The sequence below is a fragment of the Herminiimonas sp. Marseille-P9896 genome (genome assembly GCF_903993245.1).
GTDB lineage: Bacteria > Pseudomonadota > Gammaproteobacteria > Burkholderiales > Burkholderiaceae_D > Oxalicibacterium > Oxalicibacterium contaminans.
In genome coordinates this window covers 195083-209603 of sequence record NZ_CAJEVT010000002.1, presented here as the reverse complement: position 1 = coordinate 209603, position 14521 = coordinate 195083, and the positions used below count along the sequence as shown (strand labels likewise).

The following is a 14521-nucleotide window of genomic DNA, read 5'->3' as shown; positions in this document are numbered from 1 at the left end:
AGAGATTGATTACAGCGAGTAGTACATATCGTATTCGACTGGGTGAGCAGTCATGCGGAAGCGTTGAACTTCTTGCATTTTCAATTCAATGTAAGCATCGATCATCGAATCGCTGAATACGCCGCCACGGGTCAGGAACTCGCGGTCTTTGTTCAGGTGATCCAGCGCTTCTTCCAACGATACGCAAACGGTTGGGATCAGTGCGTCTTCTTCTGGTGGCAAGTGGTACAAGTCTTTCGAGGCTGCTTCGCCTGGGTGGATCTTGTTCTGTACGCCGTCCAGACCTGCCATCAGCAATGCCGAGAAGCACAGGTATGGGTTAGCCAGTGGATCCGGGAAACGTGCTTCAACACGGCGACCTTTAGGGTTCGCAACGTGTGGAATACGGATCGAAGCGGAACGGTTACGTGCCGAGTAAGCCAGTTTAACCGGTGCTTCAAAGCCTGGAACCAGACGTTTGTACGAGTTGGTACCTGGGTTGGTGATCGCGTTCAGTGCTTTAGCATGTTTGATGATGCCGCCGATGTAGTACAACGCGAAATCCGACAAGCCTGCATAGCCGTCGCCAGCGAACAGGTTTTTACCGTCTTTCCATACCGATTGGTGCACGTGCATACCAGAACCGTTGTCGCCAACGATAGGTTTAGGCATGAAGGTTGCGGTTTTGCCGTAGGTGTGTGCAACGTTCCAGACCACGTATTTCAGGTTTTGTGTCCAGTCAGCGCGCTCAACCAGAGTCGAGAATTTGGTGCCCAGTTCGTTTTGGCCAGGACCAGCAACTTCGTGGTGATGTACTTCGACAGGGATGCCCAGGGATTCGAGAATCAGGGACATTTCCGAACGCATGTCCTGGAAGCTGTCGACTGGTGGCACTGGGAAGTAGCCGCCTTTAACCGCTGGACGGTGACCGGTGTTGCCGCCTTCGAGCTTCTCGCCGGAGCTCCATGCTGCTTCTTCCGAATCAATCTTGACGAAGCAACCGTCCATGCCGATTTTCCAACGGATACCGTCGAAAATGAAGAATTCTGGTTCTGGACCGAAGTAAGCGGTGTCGCCCAGGCCCGAGGATTTCAAATAAGCTTCTGCGCGCTTGGCGATCGAACGTGGGTCACGATCGTAGCCTTTGCCATCCGACGGTTCGATCACGTCGCATTGCATGAACAAAGTGGTTTCTTCGAAGAATGGATCGATATTTGCGGTGTTCGGATCCGGCATCAACAACATGTCGGACGATTCGATACCTTTCCAGCCAGCGATGGAGGAACCGTCGAACGCATGACCGGATTCAAATTTATCCATGTCGAAATGCGAAACTGGCACCGTGACGTGCTGTTCCTTGCCTCTTGTGTCAGCAAAACGAAAATCAACGAATTTAACTTCGTTGTCTTTCGCCATCTTCAAGACCTCTGCGGCCGTCATTGCCATGCGAATCTCCTAAAATTTGAGCAAAGTAATACAGAATTAGTGAATGGGTTGTGAGGCCTGCGTCAACAAACAGCATGCGTCCATAACTCGCCCGAAATGATAGCAGATTCCATGCCACCGCCTTTCAAAAATTCGCGCAACCGCACTGCAACGGAGCGCCCTAGGGGATAGATGCCACATGGCGATTTTTCTGCATCAAAGGAGCTCGAATTTGATGCACCAAACATGTGCAAACAAGGCAATTTGCACCAAAATAAATCGTTTTTGGAGTTAACCCTCATTTCCGCGCCAAGTTGGTGCGAAATGATGTCAATCTGACTTTTCCCGATCCGGTTCAAATTGCCTGCCGTCATCGGCTAGTGTAAAATCTGCCTCAGGGTGTTTGCGCTGCATATCGCAGCGGACAGGTAACGCGTCGGTCGGGCCGCCACGCGGGGATACTTACGAACATGACTCCAACGACGTCAACTGGCTCGACCCTGCCGCGCGCGCAACTTCTTGCCGAACGCGCTTTCTCCACTTTAGAAAAATTCCTGCATATCGAAGCCTTCAGTGGCGTGGTCCTGTTGCTCGCAGCAGCGGCGGCACTGATCTGGGCCAATTCACCGTATGCCGATGGCTACCACCACTTCTGGCATACGACGGTTGCCTTCTCGGTTGGCAGCTGGAGCATCTCGGAATCGCTGCACTTCCTGATCAACGATGGCTTGATGACCATCTTCTTCCTCGTGGTCGGCATGGAAATCCGCCGCGAAATCCATGAAGGAGCACTTGCCAGCATACGCCTGGCAGCATTGCCGCTGGCGGCTGCGGTCGGTGGCGTAGTGGCACCTGCGCTGATTTACTTCGCGTTCAACCCCAGTGGTGAACAAGCACATGGCTGGGCGGTACCGACTGCAACTGATATCGCCTTTGCGGTAGGTGTACTGGCCTTGCTGGGACGCTCTATCCCATCCAACGTCCGTGTCTTCCTGCTGGCGCTGGCCATCATCGACGACATCGTCGCCGTCCTCATCATCGCGATCTTTTATTCCGGCGGCATGGATTACAGTGGCTTCATCATTGCCGCACTCGGCATCCTGATGGTGCTGGGCATGCAGCGCATCGGTGTCGTCTCCGCTTACCCTTATGTGCTGCCCGGCATCGTACTGTGGCTGGGCTTATTGCAAACCGGCGCGCATCCGACACTGGCCGGTGTGGTACTCGGCCTGATGACGCCTGTCTTTGCACCACGCACCCGCGCACATCCGCTGGAAGTGGCGGGCAAGGCGCTTAAGGATTTGCTGCACCACACTGCGGACGATAAACCTGACCCACATCACCTGGCTCAGCCCCTGAAGCAACTGAAGCACGCACAGCTCACCTTGTTGCCACCTGTCAGCCGCGTACAGATGGCGCTGCATCCTTATGTCGCCTTCGGCATCATGCCGTTGTTTGCACTGGCCAACGCGGGTGTTTCGCTGGATGGCATAGACCTCTCTGCCAACGGTTCGATGATCGTGATGCTGGGCGTGCTGATCGCGCTGGTCGTCGGCAAGCCGCTAGGCATCATCGCTGCCAGCGTGTTGATGGTACGCATGGGTTGGTGTGCATTGCCACCGGGCGTGACCTGGAGCGGCGTCTGTCTGGTCGGCTTGCTGGCAGGCATAGGCTTCACCATGTCTATCTTTATCGCGACACTGGCCTTCACTGATCCCAACCTGCTGGGTGCGGCAAAATTAGGTATCCTGCTTGCTTCATTGAGCGCTGCAGTAATCGGACTGGCGTGGGGCTTTATCCAGGCCCGACGCAAGCAGCCTGATGTGACTTGAACGCAAGAGAACTTTATACTGCGAAACAAGGCCGCATATAGCTAGCGCCTGTATCCATATACCAAACGGAAAGAACAGATCAACATGACGAAGTCCGCAGACATACTCGCCACCGCGCAGCAGCGTGGCAAAGACAACGCTCTTCCTTATGCTGGCGCACTGACGCCGCAGGAAGCGTATGCCTTATTGCAAAGTGATCCGAATGTGAAGTTGGTCGATGTGCGTACCAACGCAGAACGCGACTGGATAGGCCGTGTCGGCATCGCACCTGAGCAACACCTGGCGGTGCAATGGACGCTGTATCCGGGCGGCGCGCCTAATCCTGAATTCCTGTCGCAGCTGGCACAGGCCGCAGATAAAAATACCACCCTGCTGTTCCTGTGCCGTGGTGCGGTGCGTTCACGTCATGCCGCCAAACTGGCGACTGAAAATGGCTACGTACATTCCTTCGATATCCTCGAAGGTTTTGAAGGTGAGAAAGATGCCGACGGCCATCGCAAGAATGTAAATGGCTGGTGCAAGGCCGGCCTGCCCTGGGTCGGCGCTTAAGCCGAAGCGGGTTTCGTTGCGTCCTGCGTTCCAGCAGGCACTTCAGCTTTTGCTTCCGACAACCATAAGATACGCTTGCGCACCAGATTGATATTGCTGCGCAAGCGATACAACTCATCCGCAAATGAAAGCGGTATCGAAATCTGGTTCACCTTCTCTTCGATTTCCGCCAGGCGTTTCAACTGCGCCGGATAAACCGTATTGCGTTTCGCCGGTGGCACGTCTTCTATCACCTGCTCTACCGTACGTAGCTGCCCGTACCAGCGATACACGCGTGAACGCACTTTCCACACATACAACGGCGGCACGATACGCGACAACGGCAGGATCAAGGCACCGAGCGCGACGATCACGACCCACATGCGTTCAAAGAAATTCGCCAGCCAGAACGACATATAACGTTGCAGGAATGGCGGCCCGTCTTTGTAGAATTTCTCTGCTTCAGGTATGACTGGAATTTCGGTGTAACTCGCATTCGGGAACTCACCCTGTTTGCGGAACCAGCCCGCACCACCATGTATCGTCCCCGCAGCCTGCACGAATAAATCGATCAAGGCCGGATGCAAATCTTCACGTGCAACCAGGGTCGCAGTCGGTGCGATCAGATGGTAATTTTTCGGTGGCAAATCACGTCCGAGATCAACGATGCCGCGCGGCAGCACCACGTGCGTGAGTGATGGGAAACGACGTGAGTATGCTTCCGCCTGTGTGAAGTCAAACAGCTTGATACCGGGCGTCTGCAACAGCATCTGTATCAGCAAGGCATCTGGCGCCGAACTGAAGACCAATGCGTCGATGCGCCCTTCCAGCAGTTCAACCGTGGCTGGCGTATTTTCCAGTTGCTTGATTTTGACGTCACTCGGCTCCAGTCCGTTGACGGACAAAATATTTTTGAATAGCTTAGGCACACCTGTGCCTTCCGGCCCGACGTTTACGCGCATACCCTTCAGCTGTGTCAGTTGCGTCAGCTTCTTGCTCTCGCGATAAAACAACCACACCGGTTCGGTGAATAAACTACCCAGTGAAACCAGGCCTGCATCTTTCGCTGCCTGCTGATCGATGGACCCACTTTGTACGAAGGCGATGTCCACACCCGAATCCGGATCCAGCAAACGCTGCAGGTTTTCCTGCGAACCCTGCGAGCGTACCAACGTTACCTTGATGCCGAACTTGGCGAGTGCCGCCGCATACTTTTTGCCGAATTCTTCGTACGCACTGTTTTCCTGCCCGGTCGCCAGCGTTACCTGCCGCGGTGGTGACGGATCAACCAGCCTGTAAGCGACGTAGCAAAGTGCAATCACGAGCACCGTCATCGGTCCGGCCGTGACGATTAAATCGCGCAGGGAAAACTGGGTGAATTTGAAAATTTTAGGCATGGCGTCCTTGTTGCAGGCAATTGCCTACACGATGCCAAGAATGCAGGCATCAGGCAAGCATTGTTGTTGCTCTTGCGTGGCGGCAAATCAGGGAGGGAAATTTGATCCCGCTACTGCAACGGCGAAGGCAGCAACGGGATAAGGTGAACACTATCAGCTCAGTTTGACTGCGTGCTCACGCGTTTCGTGGAAGGTCACGCCAGGCCAGCGTTCCTGTGTAAGTCGCAGGTTCACACCCGAGCTGGCGAGGTAAGCGAGGTTGCCTGCGGCATCATGTGCGAGGTTATGACCGGCCGATGATTTTTCAAAATCAGCCAGCATTTTTTTGTCATCGCAAGTGATCCAGCGTGCGCTGCTGATGCTGGTGCCTTCGAATACGGCATCGACGCCATATTCGTTGAGCAAACGGCTGGCGACTACCTCGAACTGCAGTACACCAACACCACCCAGCACGAGGTCGCTGCTATTGATAGGTTTGAACACCTGGATCGCGCCCTCTTCACCCAACTGCTGCAAACCCTTGTGCAATTGCTTGATCTTCAGCGGATTGCGGATACGCACCGCGCGGAAGAAGTCCGGTGCAAAGTAAGGAATGCCGGTGAACTGCAGCAATTCGCCTTCAGAGAAGCTGTCACCGATCTGCATATTGCCGTGATTCGGCAAGCCTATGATGTCGCCGGCGTACGCCTCTTCCACTTGCTCACGGCTAGACGCCATGAAGGTCACCACGCTGGAGACCTTGATCTCACGGTTCAGGCGTAAATGCTTGATTTTCATGCCGCGCTCGAAGCGTCCCGAGCATACGCGCAGGAAGGCGATACGATCGCGGTGCGCCGGATCCATATTCGCCTGGATCTTGAAGACGAAGCCGGAGAATGGCAGCTCGGTTGGTTTGACCGAACGCACAGTCGCATCACGCTCACGCGGAGGCTGTGCCCAATCCAGCAAGGCGTTCAGGATTTCGCGCACACCGAAGTTATTGATCGCGGAACCGAAGAAGACCGGTGTGCGCGTACCGTTGAGGAAGGCTTCCAGTTCAAACGGATGCGAAGCACCGTGTACCAGCTCGACTTCCATTTTCAGTTGTTCGATTTCCAGCGGGAACATCTCCGCCAGGCGCGGATTGTCTATGCCTTTAACAATCTCAAAGCTCTGGTCGGCTTTCTCGTTACCGGCTGCAAACAGCATGATTTCATCGCGCAGCAAGTGATACACGCCGCGGAAATTTTTACCCATGCCGATCGGCCAGGTCACCGGCGCGCATTCTATCTTCAGCACCGATTCCAGCTCATCCAGCAATTCCAGCGGATCGCGTGTTTCACGATCCAGCTTGTTCATGAAGGTAATGATGGGCGTGTTGCGCATGCGGCAAACGTTCAACAGTTTGATCGTTTGTTCTTCCACACCCTTGGCGGCATCGATCACCATCAGTGCGGAGTCGACGGCTGTCAGCACGCGATAGGTATCTTCCGAAAAGTCCTGGTGGCCCGGGGTATCGAGCAGGTTGACGACGTGATCACGGTACTCGAACTGCATGACCGAGCTGGCGACCGAAATACCGCGCTGCTTCTCGATATCCATCCAGTCGGAAGTCGCATGGCGACCGCTCTTGCGTCCCTTGACGGTACCGGCGAGCTGGATCGCACCCGAGAACAGCAACAGCTTTTCAGTCAGAGTGGTTTTACCTGCATCCGGGTGAGAGATGATGCCAAAGGTGCGACGACGCGCAACTTCGCTATTGATCAGGTCGGAGGTAACGGTACGCGGTTCAAACGCTTCGGTTTCAGCGGAATCGGGTGTTGGTGTTTCGGGCGCGGCGGACATGGAATAGCCCTTGGAAAAAGGGCTAAAGTCTACCGTTTCTTGGCCTGTAAGTCTATGACAGACGGGGAATAGCCGGGCGGCGGGAAAACCCGCCCAAAGGGGAAACGCTTAACGTTTTACCAAGCCTGCAGCTTCCAGGCGCGCCCATACTGCGGCTTTTTCGTCATCGTCGTAAATGATCCAGTTGATCACTTCATCGAAGGTACGGCCGCAACCCTTGCAGACTTCATCGCCATGCGAGGTCGAGCAATAACCGGCACAAGGTGAATCGGGACGCAGGGTATTGCGTGGCTTATCAGCTGGCTGACTGGCAGGAACAGCATCGTTGACGACTTTTTCGGGATTATCAGGCTTACTCATGCGACAAATTACTCTTACGGCAAATATCTGATCTTATTCGATATTTCCGTTTTGCGGCTCCGCGTGGCGGAAACCTGGTTAAGGCTGGCAGTTTGAGCTGGCTTGGGCTGACTAGGTCAGTTCAGTTGCAACACATAATCGGTCAGCAAGACCTCTTGCACACTGCGCGTCTGCAGCGCTTTGTTGGCGGCATCGCGCAGCAGGCCCTGGATATAGGCCACGCCTTCCGGCGTCTTCACCCGCTCGATATCAGCACTGGCCAAAGCGGTCTGCAAAGCCACTGTCAGCGCGGCTTTATTGCCCTGCACCCAGGCGGCTTCCTCAGGCGCAGTTTGTAACACGATGGTGGTCTTGATCGCGAACTCGGATGAACGCACCACGATAGGATCAAAGCTGGCGTAGGCAATCGGCGGCACATGTTTCTTGCCGGATTCGAGGTAATACCAGGCAAAGGCAATACCGGCGGCGACCACGATCATGATGGCCAGCATACCGACAAGTATCGCAAGTAAGGAATTGCCGGATTGCCGGGCAGGTGACATGTTGAAGCTCGTAGAGAGGGAGAAGGGGTACTAGTTTAACTGATGTACCCCGTGCCGCAGAATTTTGTTGCCTGTTTGCAAGTTTTACAACACCCTTACTTGCCTGGCACAGTGCGTATACGGCTGATTACACAGGTCGATTCGGTGTAACCGTGGTGCCACCGCGCTCCAGCCGGTCTTCCAGCTCACCGATGTAGGCCGCCAGTGTATTGCCACTTTGCTCCACCGCCGACACGACACCGGTATCGAGTTTATCGAGGCGCTGCAACAAGGCGGTCTGGGCTTCCGCATCCTGCTTGGCCACCGACTGGATTTCTTCTTCGATGAAACGATGCAGCTCGCTGAAACGTGACGCTTCCAGCTCCCGGCTGTTTTGCAATTCCTTCGCATGGCGACGTGCTTCCAGCATCACCGAAGATTGCAGGTAGAGGATGCAGACCAGGAAATAAAACGTCAGCGCACCGGTCAGGCCCAGCATTACCAATCCCAAAGGCGCTTGCACGGTCGCCACGCCCAGCCACAGCGCGGTCGGGGTATTAAAGGCTTCCCAGTTCAAGGCCGCCAGTGCAACGATAGCTCCGAGGATGATAACGAAGAACAGAGTACGAATCTGCATAGTGGTCACGCTCCTTTTGTTGGCACATCGCTAAATACTAAGCAAACAACCGGGCTATAACTATGGGCTAACGCACATACTGCATACGATTTACGATCAACCCTTTTTTATTGCATCGTGTCCTGCGACACCCGGCCACTTACTGGGTATTGATATAAATTAAATAAACTGTTGTGCATTGATGCGCAGATGCAATAAAAACTCTTTTGCCGCGCATTGTTAATGTAACATTCACGGTGGAATTAGTTACTCAATAAAAACAATTTTTACGGAGCGCCGTATATGAAACTCGCATCTTTTCTGGCCATGACTTTATTGGCGGCCGGAATCAACTCCGCAGCGGCGCAAGACCTGGTGCTGGCCATCAATGAAGGTGTGACATATCAGGAAGGCGGACCAGCCAGCGAACGTTACAAACCACTGTTGGCGTTACTCTCCAAAGAGCTCAAGCAAAACGTAAAGTTGCAAAATGTGGACAAATACGCGGTATTTGAAAAAGGCCTGGCCGAAGGAAAATACGACCTCGCCTTCATCCATCCGGCTCACATCGGTTTGCAGGCGGTCAAAAAGAATGGCTATGAAGGCCTGGTCACCGCCAAAGGCTTTACCGACTACCGTGCACGCGTACTGGTAGCGCAAGCATCACCTCTGAAAACCCTGCAAGACCTGCGCGGCAAAAAAATAGGCGTACCGTCGGTCGAATCGATCACCACCGTGATGTTCACCGCCAACCTGCACGAATTGCGCTTCACCAATCCGGAAAAAACCTACACCCCGACCCGCTATCAGGACGCAGTGCCGTTCATGATCGATAACGGCTTTGTCGATGCCGGTGTTACTGGTTCGGCCGGTGTCGCCAAGGCCTGGACTGCCAAAGGCGGTCGCATCCTGGCGGAGACCAAACCCATCCCTATAAAGCAATTCCTGGCGTCGAAGAAACTGAGCGAATCTGACCGCGAAAAAGTCAAAACCCTGTTGCTGACTTTGCCGGACAGTGAGGCTGGTCGCACTGCCCTGTCCCGCATCGGCATGAGCGGCTTTGTGCCGTGGAATGCCGCAGTGATGGATGAAGCGACCGCACGTCTCGGCCTCTAACAACCAAACCGGGCTGCATACTCATGCAGCCCGTCAGCTTTTCAAACTGCGCGTAAAGCTACGCGCTTCTGCAGCAAATCCAGCCAGCGTTCACCGCAATTTTCGTTACTGATACACAGCGCATAATCAGTCACCGTGCGCGCCGCCCGTTCCAGCAACTGGATGTCGGCTTCATGCTGGCGCGCCACATGCGGATCTTCGAGGAATAACACGCGCCTACACTGATCCCGGTCAAGTATGAGTTCAGCGATCTGTGCATCGCCACCCATAGGTCCGCTCAGGTAAGGCTTGACCCAGTTGCGCCCTGCTTCCTCGCCTTTGATCTTTTGCGCCAGCTTGTTGAGCAGGCTGCCAGTGGTACCGGTCGCACAGCGGAAACCAAACTGATCGAGCAAATCAAAATGACGCTCGGCGATTTCCAGCATGCGGCCTTTCATCGCGTCGTGCGCAATCATCGCGATGCCTTCATGCTGCAGGTCGAAGGTCGCATCCAGCTCCGGATTCGGTGCTGCGCCTGTCGCGATGGATTCCAGCTCCAGCCATTCCTGCGCACCAGCCAGCGTCGACAGGAAAGGTTTGCCGTGAATCACGCATTGGCGTTTCAGCGCGACCGCTTCCGGAAAGATGGAGGACGGATCCACCGGGTCCATCAAATACATAACGGCATCCAGTCTACGCGTCGGATCGGTATCCACCACGCGTGACACCAGCTTCATCAAGCCGCCGTGACGACCATATGGAAAGCGTTCTATGTGCGGGTAATTCTTCAGCAGGCCCAGATGATCCATCGCATCCAATGTGCGTCCGACGACGATCAGTTGCGGCTGCAAATGCTGTTCGATCGCGACACGGCTGCCATTGAGCAAACGGGCCAAGACGGAATTCGGGGCATCCTGATGGGTACGACTAGTGGCTAAACCGATGCGGAATTGATGCGGGGAAACAGACATAGGGATAAAAATGAAGACGGGCAATATTGCACCGCACAAACTTTATCATGGAGACAAGTTTTATTCATCTTTCGTACAACAAGGCTGAAAATATTTAACAGACTTGATGTGCGCTTTTGATTTTTGCCGACGCCGATGTTATACTGTGTTTTTATACAGTATCAACCTTTTTCGTCGGGTCGCTCCCCCTCCAAAGTTTTATTGTGCGACCCGACATTTCTTTTTTAGGCCTGTGGTTTATAGCTGTGCATCAAGCGCAGCCAAGTACGCAAACACCGCACCTCCAAGCCAGGCATTTTCCAACAGCGTTTTAGTTTTTCTCCGGCATCGCAGATGAGTGATGGCTGGAGATCAGCCATGCACGGCCATCCCATTTGTACGTGTAGGTATAACGCGCCTTCACTTCCGAGCCATCATCAAACTTGAAGGTATACAAGCCGGAATCGCTGGCGCTATTGCAGTTCACCTCTATCGTGCGGCTGTTGATGGTGCCGACCGGCTTGTGCTCCATGAAGTGTTTGAAGTAATCAATTTTTTCTTCGGCCGTCAGGCGCGGCTTGTTCGACAAAGTCGGCAGCAGTATGGATTTGCTGGCGTAGTTGGCGACCACTTTTTGCGGATCACCGGTTTGCAGCGTGGCGTTCCAGCGATCGAACAAGGAAGCGATCTGTTTTTCGGAAGTGGCGTGACACACTTCAGACTTTTCAGACTTGGCATAAACGTGACCAGCAAAAGCGAAAGCAAGCATAGATACAACTACAGTACGCGGGAAAAACATAGAAATAGAACCTTTCATTAAAGAATAAAAAAATGAAACCTGTTCAAATGAAATCGTCACCTCCTGACTTCGGCAGTTCTGCCGTTTTGTGAAAAAATATTATGGAGTCCGGGTCGTTCAGTTTTTTGGAGTCTTTTCTGCTTTTTCGCCTGCTTGGTCACCGGAATCACTTATAAGTTGCACAAGTCGGACTTGTCCTGACCGTCACTAATCCGGTCAGCTACCCGCAGAGGCTTGCCTATAAACGGTTTTTGGCTCAAAGTAGCGACCTGTCTGAAAACTTGGCTCGGGGTCCTGCGCATAGCGTGGGTGAGAGATACCCGTTGAACCTGATTGAGGTAATCCTCGCGCAGGAAAGCACATAATCCATCGCCGCTGCCGCGGCATCGAATCCGCTGACCTGCCATCTATTTTTTGAAAGACCATGATGGCTTTACCTAACGCTCCTGCGGCCAGCAGCAATGCCGCTTTCACTCCCATTCCTGCCAGCGAACGCGTGTTTTCCTTCCGCGATCATGCCGCGCTCTGGTTCAGTCTCGGTGTCGGCCTGCTGGTCATGCAAATCGGCGCTTTCCTTGGCACTGCACTTGGCACACAGACCGCACTGTTCGCCATCATCGTCGGCTCTGTGCTCGGCGCTGCCTTGCTGGCGCTGGTCGCCTATATCGGTTTTGAACGCGGCCTGTCTAGCCCGGTGCTGATGTGTCAGACGCTGGGCACTTCATTCGCCAAATTGCCGGTGGTCCTGAACGTAGTGCAACTGATAGGCTGGAGCGCATTCGAGCTGGTCGTCATGCGCGACGGCACGACGGCATTGATCAAGGACATCACCGGCCTCGATACGATCTGGCTGCCGTATGTCACTGCCTTGTTCTGGGGCTTGCTGCTGGTGGGCCTCGCGACCGGTTCGATGATAGGCCTGGTGCGCTGGTTCGTTGGTCGCTTCGGCTTGCCGCTGGTGATCCTGTCGCTGATCTGGCTGACCTACCAATTCGCCTTGAAAGCACAGGCACAGGGCTTCGATGCAATCTGGCACCGCGCCGGTGACGGCTCGATGAGTACGCTGGCCGGCATAGACCTGGTGATGGCGATGCCGGTGTCATGGCTGCCGCTGGTGGCTGACTTCGCGCGCTACGGCAAGGCGGGTGCCACAACATTCCGTGGCACCTGGCTCGGCTTCGCGGTGGCAAATATCTGGTGCCACGCTTTGGGCGTACTGATCGTCAGCACTTCCAATCCAGGTGCCGACCTGATGACCACCCTGCTGCTGGCACAAGGCGGCCTGATTGCACTCGGCCTGATCCTGATCGATGAAATGGATAATGCTTACGGTGACGTGTATTCCGGCTCGGTCTCGCTGAACTTCCTGCACGGCAAATTCACGATACGTTTCTGGGGCATCACGCTCGCACTGGTTGCAACTGCCTGCGCGCTGTTCCTGCCCATGCATGGCCTCGAACCATTCCTGCTGACCCTGAGCTCGGTGTTTGTGCCTTTGTTCGGCGTGGTGATTTCGCAATTGGCATTGAAGGGCGAAGCCACGGATAAAGGTGTGAACGTAGTGCCGGTCGCGATCTGGCTGGTCGGCATTGCCGCATTCCATCTATGCCCTATGATGTGGCCGGTAGTCGGCTCGGCCTTGCCCGCACTGGCGATTACGCTGCTGCTGGGCAGTATTTATCGCATCGCGCGCCGCCCCGCATTGCAATCTGCATAAATTAAACAAAAAACGGCTGCCCGGTTTCCCTGGCAGCCGTTTTTATTTCGCATATCAGCTTACTGCGCTGGCGTCCTGCTCCAGCCACCACCCAGTGATTTAAAGACATCGGTAGTGCCAGTCAGGCGCAACAAACGCAGCTGCGCCAACTGGTCATCAGCCGAGAACAAGGTACGCTGCGCATCCAGCAGCGTATTCAAATCATCCGCACCTTCGCGATAGCGCAATTCAGATAATTGCAATGCACGCCGCGCTTCTTTCCTGATTTCGATTTGTGCCTGCTCCTGCGCCAGGTTGCGGCTGGCGTTGCTGAGTGCATCATCGACTTCTTTCAGCGATGCATAAACGGTGCGACGGTAACTCTCGACCAACTGGCGACGCACTGATTCGCTGGTCTGCACTTGCAAACGCAAGCGATTACCGTCAAACAAGGTCTGCACAAAGCTAGCCGTCAGCCCCACGCCGTATGCAGGATTGCCCAGCGCCAGCAAGGCAGCACTGGAATTCCCTGCACTACCGGTCAATGAAATCGTCGGCAACAAAGCCGCACGTGCTGCCGCCACATTCGCATCGGCCGCATACAGTTGCGCTTCCACACTTGCCAGGTCAGGCCTGCGCGTGATCAGTGTCGAAGGCAAACCCGGGCTGACTTCCGGCACCATCAATGCGTTCAAATCCTGTGCCGCTACCTGCAAGGCTTGCGGCTGACGTCCGAGCAGTATTGCCAGTGCACTGACTGTCTGCCGCTCCTGCACCTGCAAAGGCAGCAGGATATTGCGTTGCGCCAGCACCGTGCCGCGCTGACGACTCATATCGAGGGCCGAGGCCGAGCCATAGCGGTAACGCGCTTCGACGATCGCATAAACCTTCTCGGCAATCGCCAGATTCTCTTGCGCCACCTTCAGGCGCACGCGCAAGGCCAGTGTCTGGAAGTAGGCATTCGCCACACCCGTGGTCAGCGTCAGGCGCACGGTTTCCATATCATAGCGGCTGGCATTCAATGAGGCATTGGCACCGCTGGCGACTGCAGCTACCCTGCCCCACACATCGACTTCATAGGCGACGCTGAGTGCAACACCGGTGTTCTCCGTTTTGGTCCAGCCGGTAGGCGTTACGCCCGGCTTGTTGGAACCGACGCCGGTATTCGCACTGACGGTCAGCAACGGAAATAAGGAAGCACCGGCCAGGCGCGCCGTGATCTCGGCCTGCGTCACGCGCTCTGCTGCAATATTCAAATCAGGATTGTTGGCCAGCGCCTGATCGATCAGGCCAGACAATTCATCCGAGCCAAAGCCGCGCCACCAGTCACGTTGCAATTCGGCGGTAGCAGATGGGGACTCTGCCCAGGTGGCAGGCAACTCAACATTTGGTTTGGTCGCATCTATATGCCCGGCGCAGGCGCTCAGGGCCAGCACGGCAGCGACGGCCAGTGCCAGGCGAGTATGACGGAAAGTAATACGTGTGTTCATGGATTTCAT

At 54.8% G+C, this 14521-nt stretch carries 13 protein-coding genes and 1 riboswitch; of the genes, 4 read left to right on the top strand and 9 right to left on the bottom strand.

Features of this window, described 5'->3' with window-relative positions; translation table 11 throughout:
• Positions 1-9: 9 nt before the first annotated feature.
• On the bottom strand, positions 10-1425 hold the full coding sequence (gene glnA / locus H7U06_RS06560; RefSeq protein WP_175625381.1) for a type I glutamate--ammonia ligase: 1416 nt from the start codon (positions 1423-1425) through the stop codon (positions 10-12).
• 449 nt (positions 1426-1874) lie between these two features.
• Here glnA and nhaA point away from each other — a divergent pair, with 449 nt between their 5' ends.
• A complete protein-coding gene (gene nhaA / locus H7U06_RS06555; protein WP_175625380.1) occupies positions 1875-3236 on the top strand; it encodes a Na+/H+ antiporter NhaA in 1362 nt (453 codons plus the stop codon).
• Positions 3237-3320: 84 nt separating this feature from the next.
• The gene (locus H7U06_RS06550) at positions 3321-3785 is read left to right on the top strand and encodes a rhodanese-like domain-containing protein (protein WP_175625379.1); all 465 of its coding nucleotides are present in this window, start codon (positions 3321-3323) and stop codon (positions 3783-3785) included.
• Here the strand turns inward: H7U06_RS06550 and H7U06_RS06545 are convergent.
• The 5 genes from H7U06_RS06545 to H7U06_RS06525 all read right to left on the bottom strand — a co-directional run bounded on the left by H7U06_RS06545 (position 3782) and on the right by H7U06_RS06525 (position 8503).
• Entirely contained in the window at positions 3782-5161 is a 1380-nt protein-coding gene (locus H7U06_RS06545; RefSeq protein WP_175625378.1) for a TAXI family TRAP transporter solute-binding subunit, read from the bottom strand. The two genes, H7U06_RS06550 and H7U06_RS06545, sit on opposite strands and share 4 nt — an antisense overlap.
• 153 nt (positions 5162-5314) lie before the next feature.
• Positions 5315-6985, bottom strand: coding sequence for a peptide chain release factor 3 (locus tag H7U06_RS06540; protein WP_175625377.1), 1671 nt, complete (start codon positions 6983-6985; stop codon positions 5315-5317).
• 108 nt (positions 6986-7093) lie between these two features.
• Positions 7094-7345, bottom strand: coding sequence for a DUF1289 domain-containing protein (locus tag H7U06_RS06535; RefSeq protein WP_254873161.1), 252 nt, complete (start codon positions 7343-7345; stop codon positions 7094-7096).
• Positions 7346-7461: 116 nt separating this feature from the next.
• Positions 7462-7887 (bottom strand): flagellar basal body-associated protein FliL, encoded by a 426-nt coding sequence (gene fliL / locus H7U06_RS06530; protein WP_175625376.1) that lies wholly within the window; start codon positions 7885-7887, stop codon positions 7462-7464.
• 127 nt (positions 7888-8014) lie between these two features.
• Entirely contained in the window at positions 8015-8503 is a 489-nt protein-coding gene (locus tag H7U06_RS06525) for a LapA family protein (protein WP_175625375.1), read from the bottom strand.
• Positions 8504-8785: 282 nt separating this feature from the next.
• Here H7U06_RS06525 and H7U06_RS06520 point away from each other — a divergent pair, with 282 nt between their 5' ends.
• On the top strand, positions 8786-9598 hold the full coding sequence (locus tag H7U06_RS06520; protein ID WP_175625374.1) for a phosphate/phosphite/phosphonate ABC transporter substrate-binding protein: 813 nt from the start codon (positions 8786-8788) through the stop codon (positions 9596-9598).
• A 41-nt stretch (positions 9599-9639) separates the two neighbouring features.
• Here H7U06_RS06520 and H7U06_RS06515 read toward each other — a convergent pair whose 3' ends face one another.
• Positions 9640-10548 (bottom strand): methylglyoxal synthase, encoded by a 909-nt coding sequence (locus H7U06_RS06515; protein WP_175625373.1) that lies wholly within the window; start codon positions 10546-10548, stop codon positions 9640-9642.
• A 310-nt stretch (positions 10549-10858) separates the two neighbouring features.
• The gene (locus H7U06_RS06510; protein ID WP_230089379.1) at positions 10859-11296 is read right to left on the bottom strand and encodes a nuclear transport factor 2 family protein; all 438 of its coding nucleotides are present in this window, start codon (positions 11294-11296) and stop codon (positions 10859-10861) included.
• A gap of 307 nt (positions 11297-11603) precedes the next feature.
• A riboswitch (TPP riboswitch) is annotated at positions 11604-11699 on the top strand.
• Positions 11700-11753: 54 nt separating this feature from the next.
• Between H7U06_RS06510 and H7U06_RS06505 the strand changes: the two genes are divergently transcribed.
• The gene (locus H7U06_RS06505; RefSeq protein ID WP_175626062.1) at positions 11754-13043 is read left to right on the top strand and encodes a cytosine permease; all 1290 of its coding nucleotides are present in this window, start codon (positions 11754-11756) and stop codon (positions 13041-13043) included.
• Between the two features lie 59 nt (positions 13044-13102).
• Here the strand turns inward: H7U06_RS06505 and H7U06_RS06500 are convergent, their stop codons facing one another.
• Positions 13103-14521: an efflux transporter outer membrane subunit gene (locus tag H7U06_RS06500; RefSeq protein ID WP_254873160.1), complete on the bottom strand. Its 1419-nt coding sequence runs from the start codon at positions 14519-14521 to the stop codon at positions 13103-13105.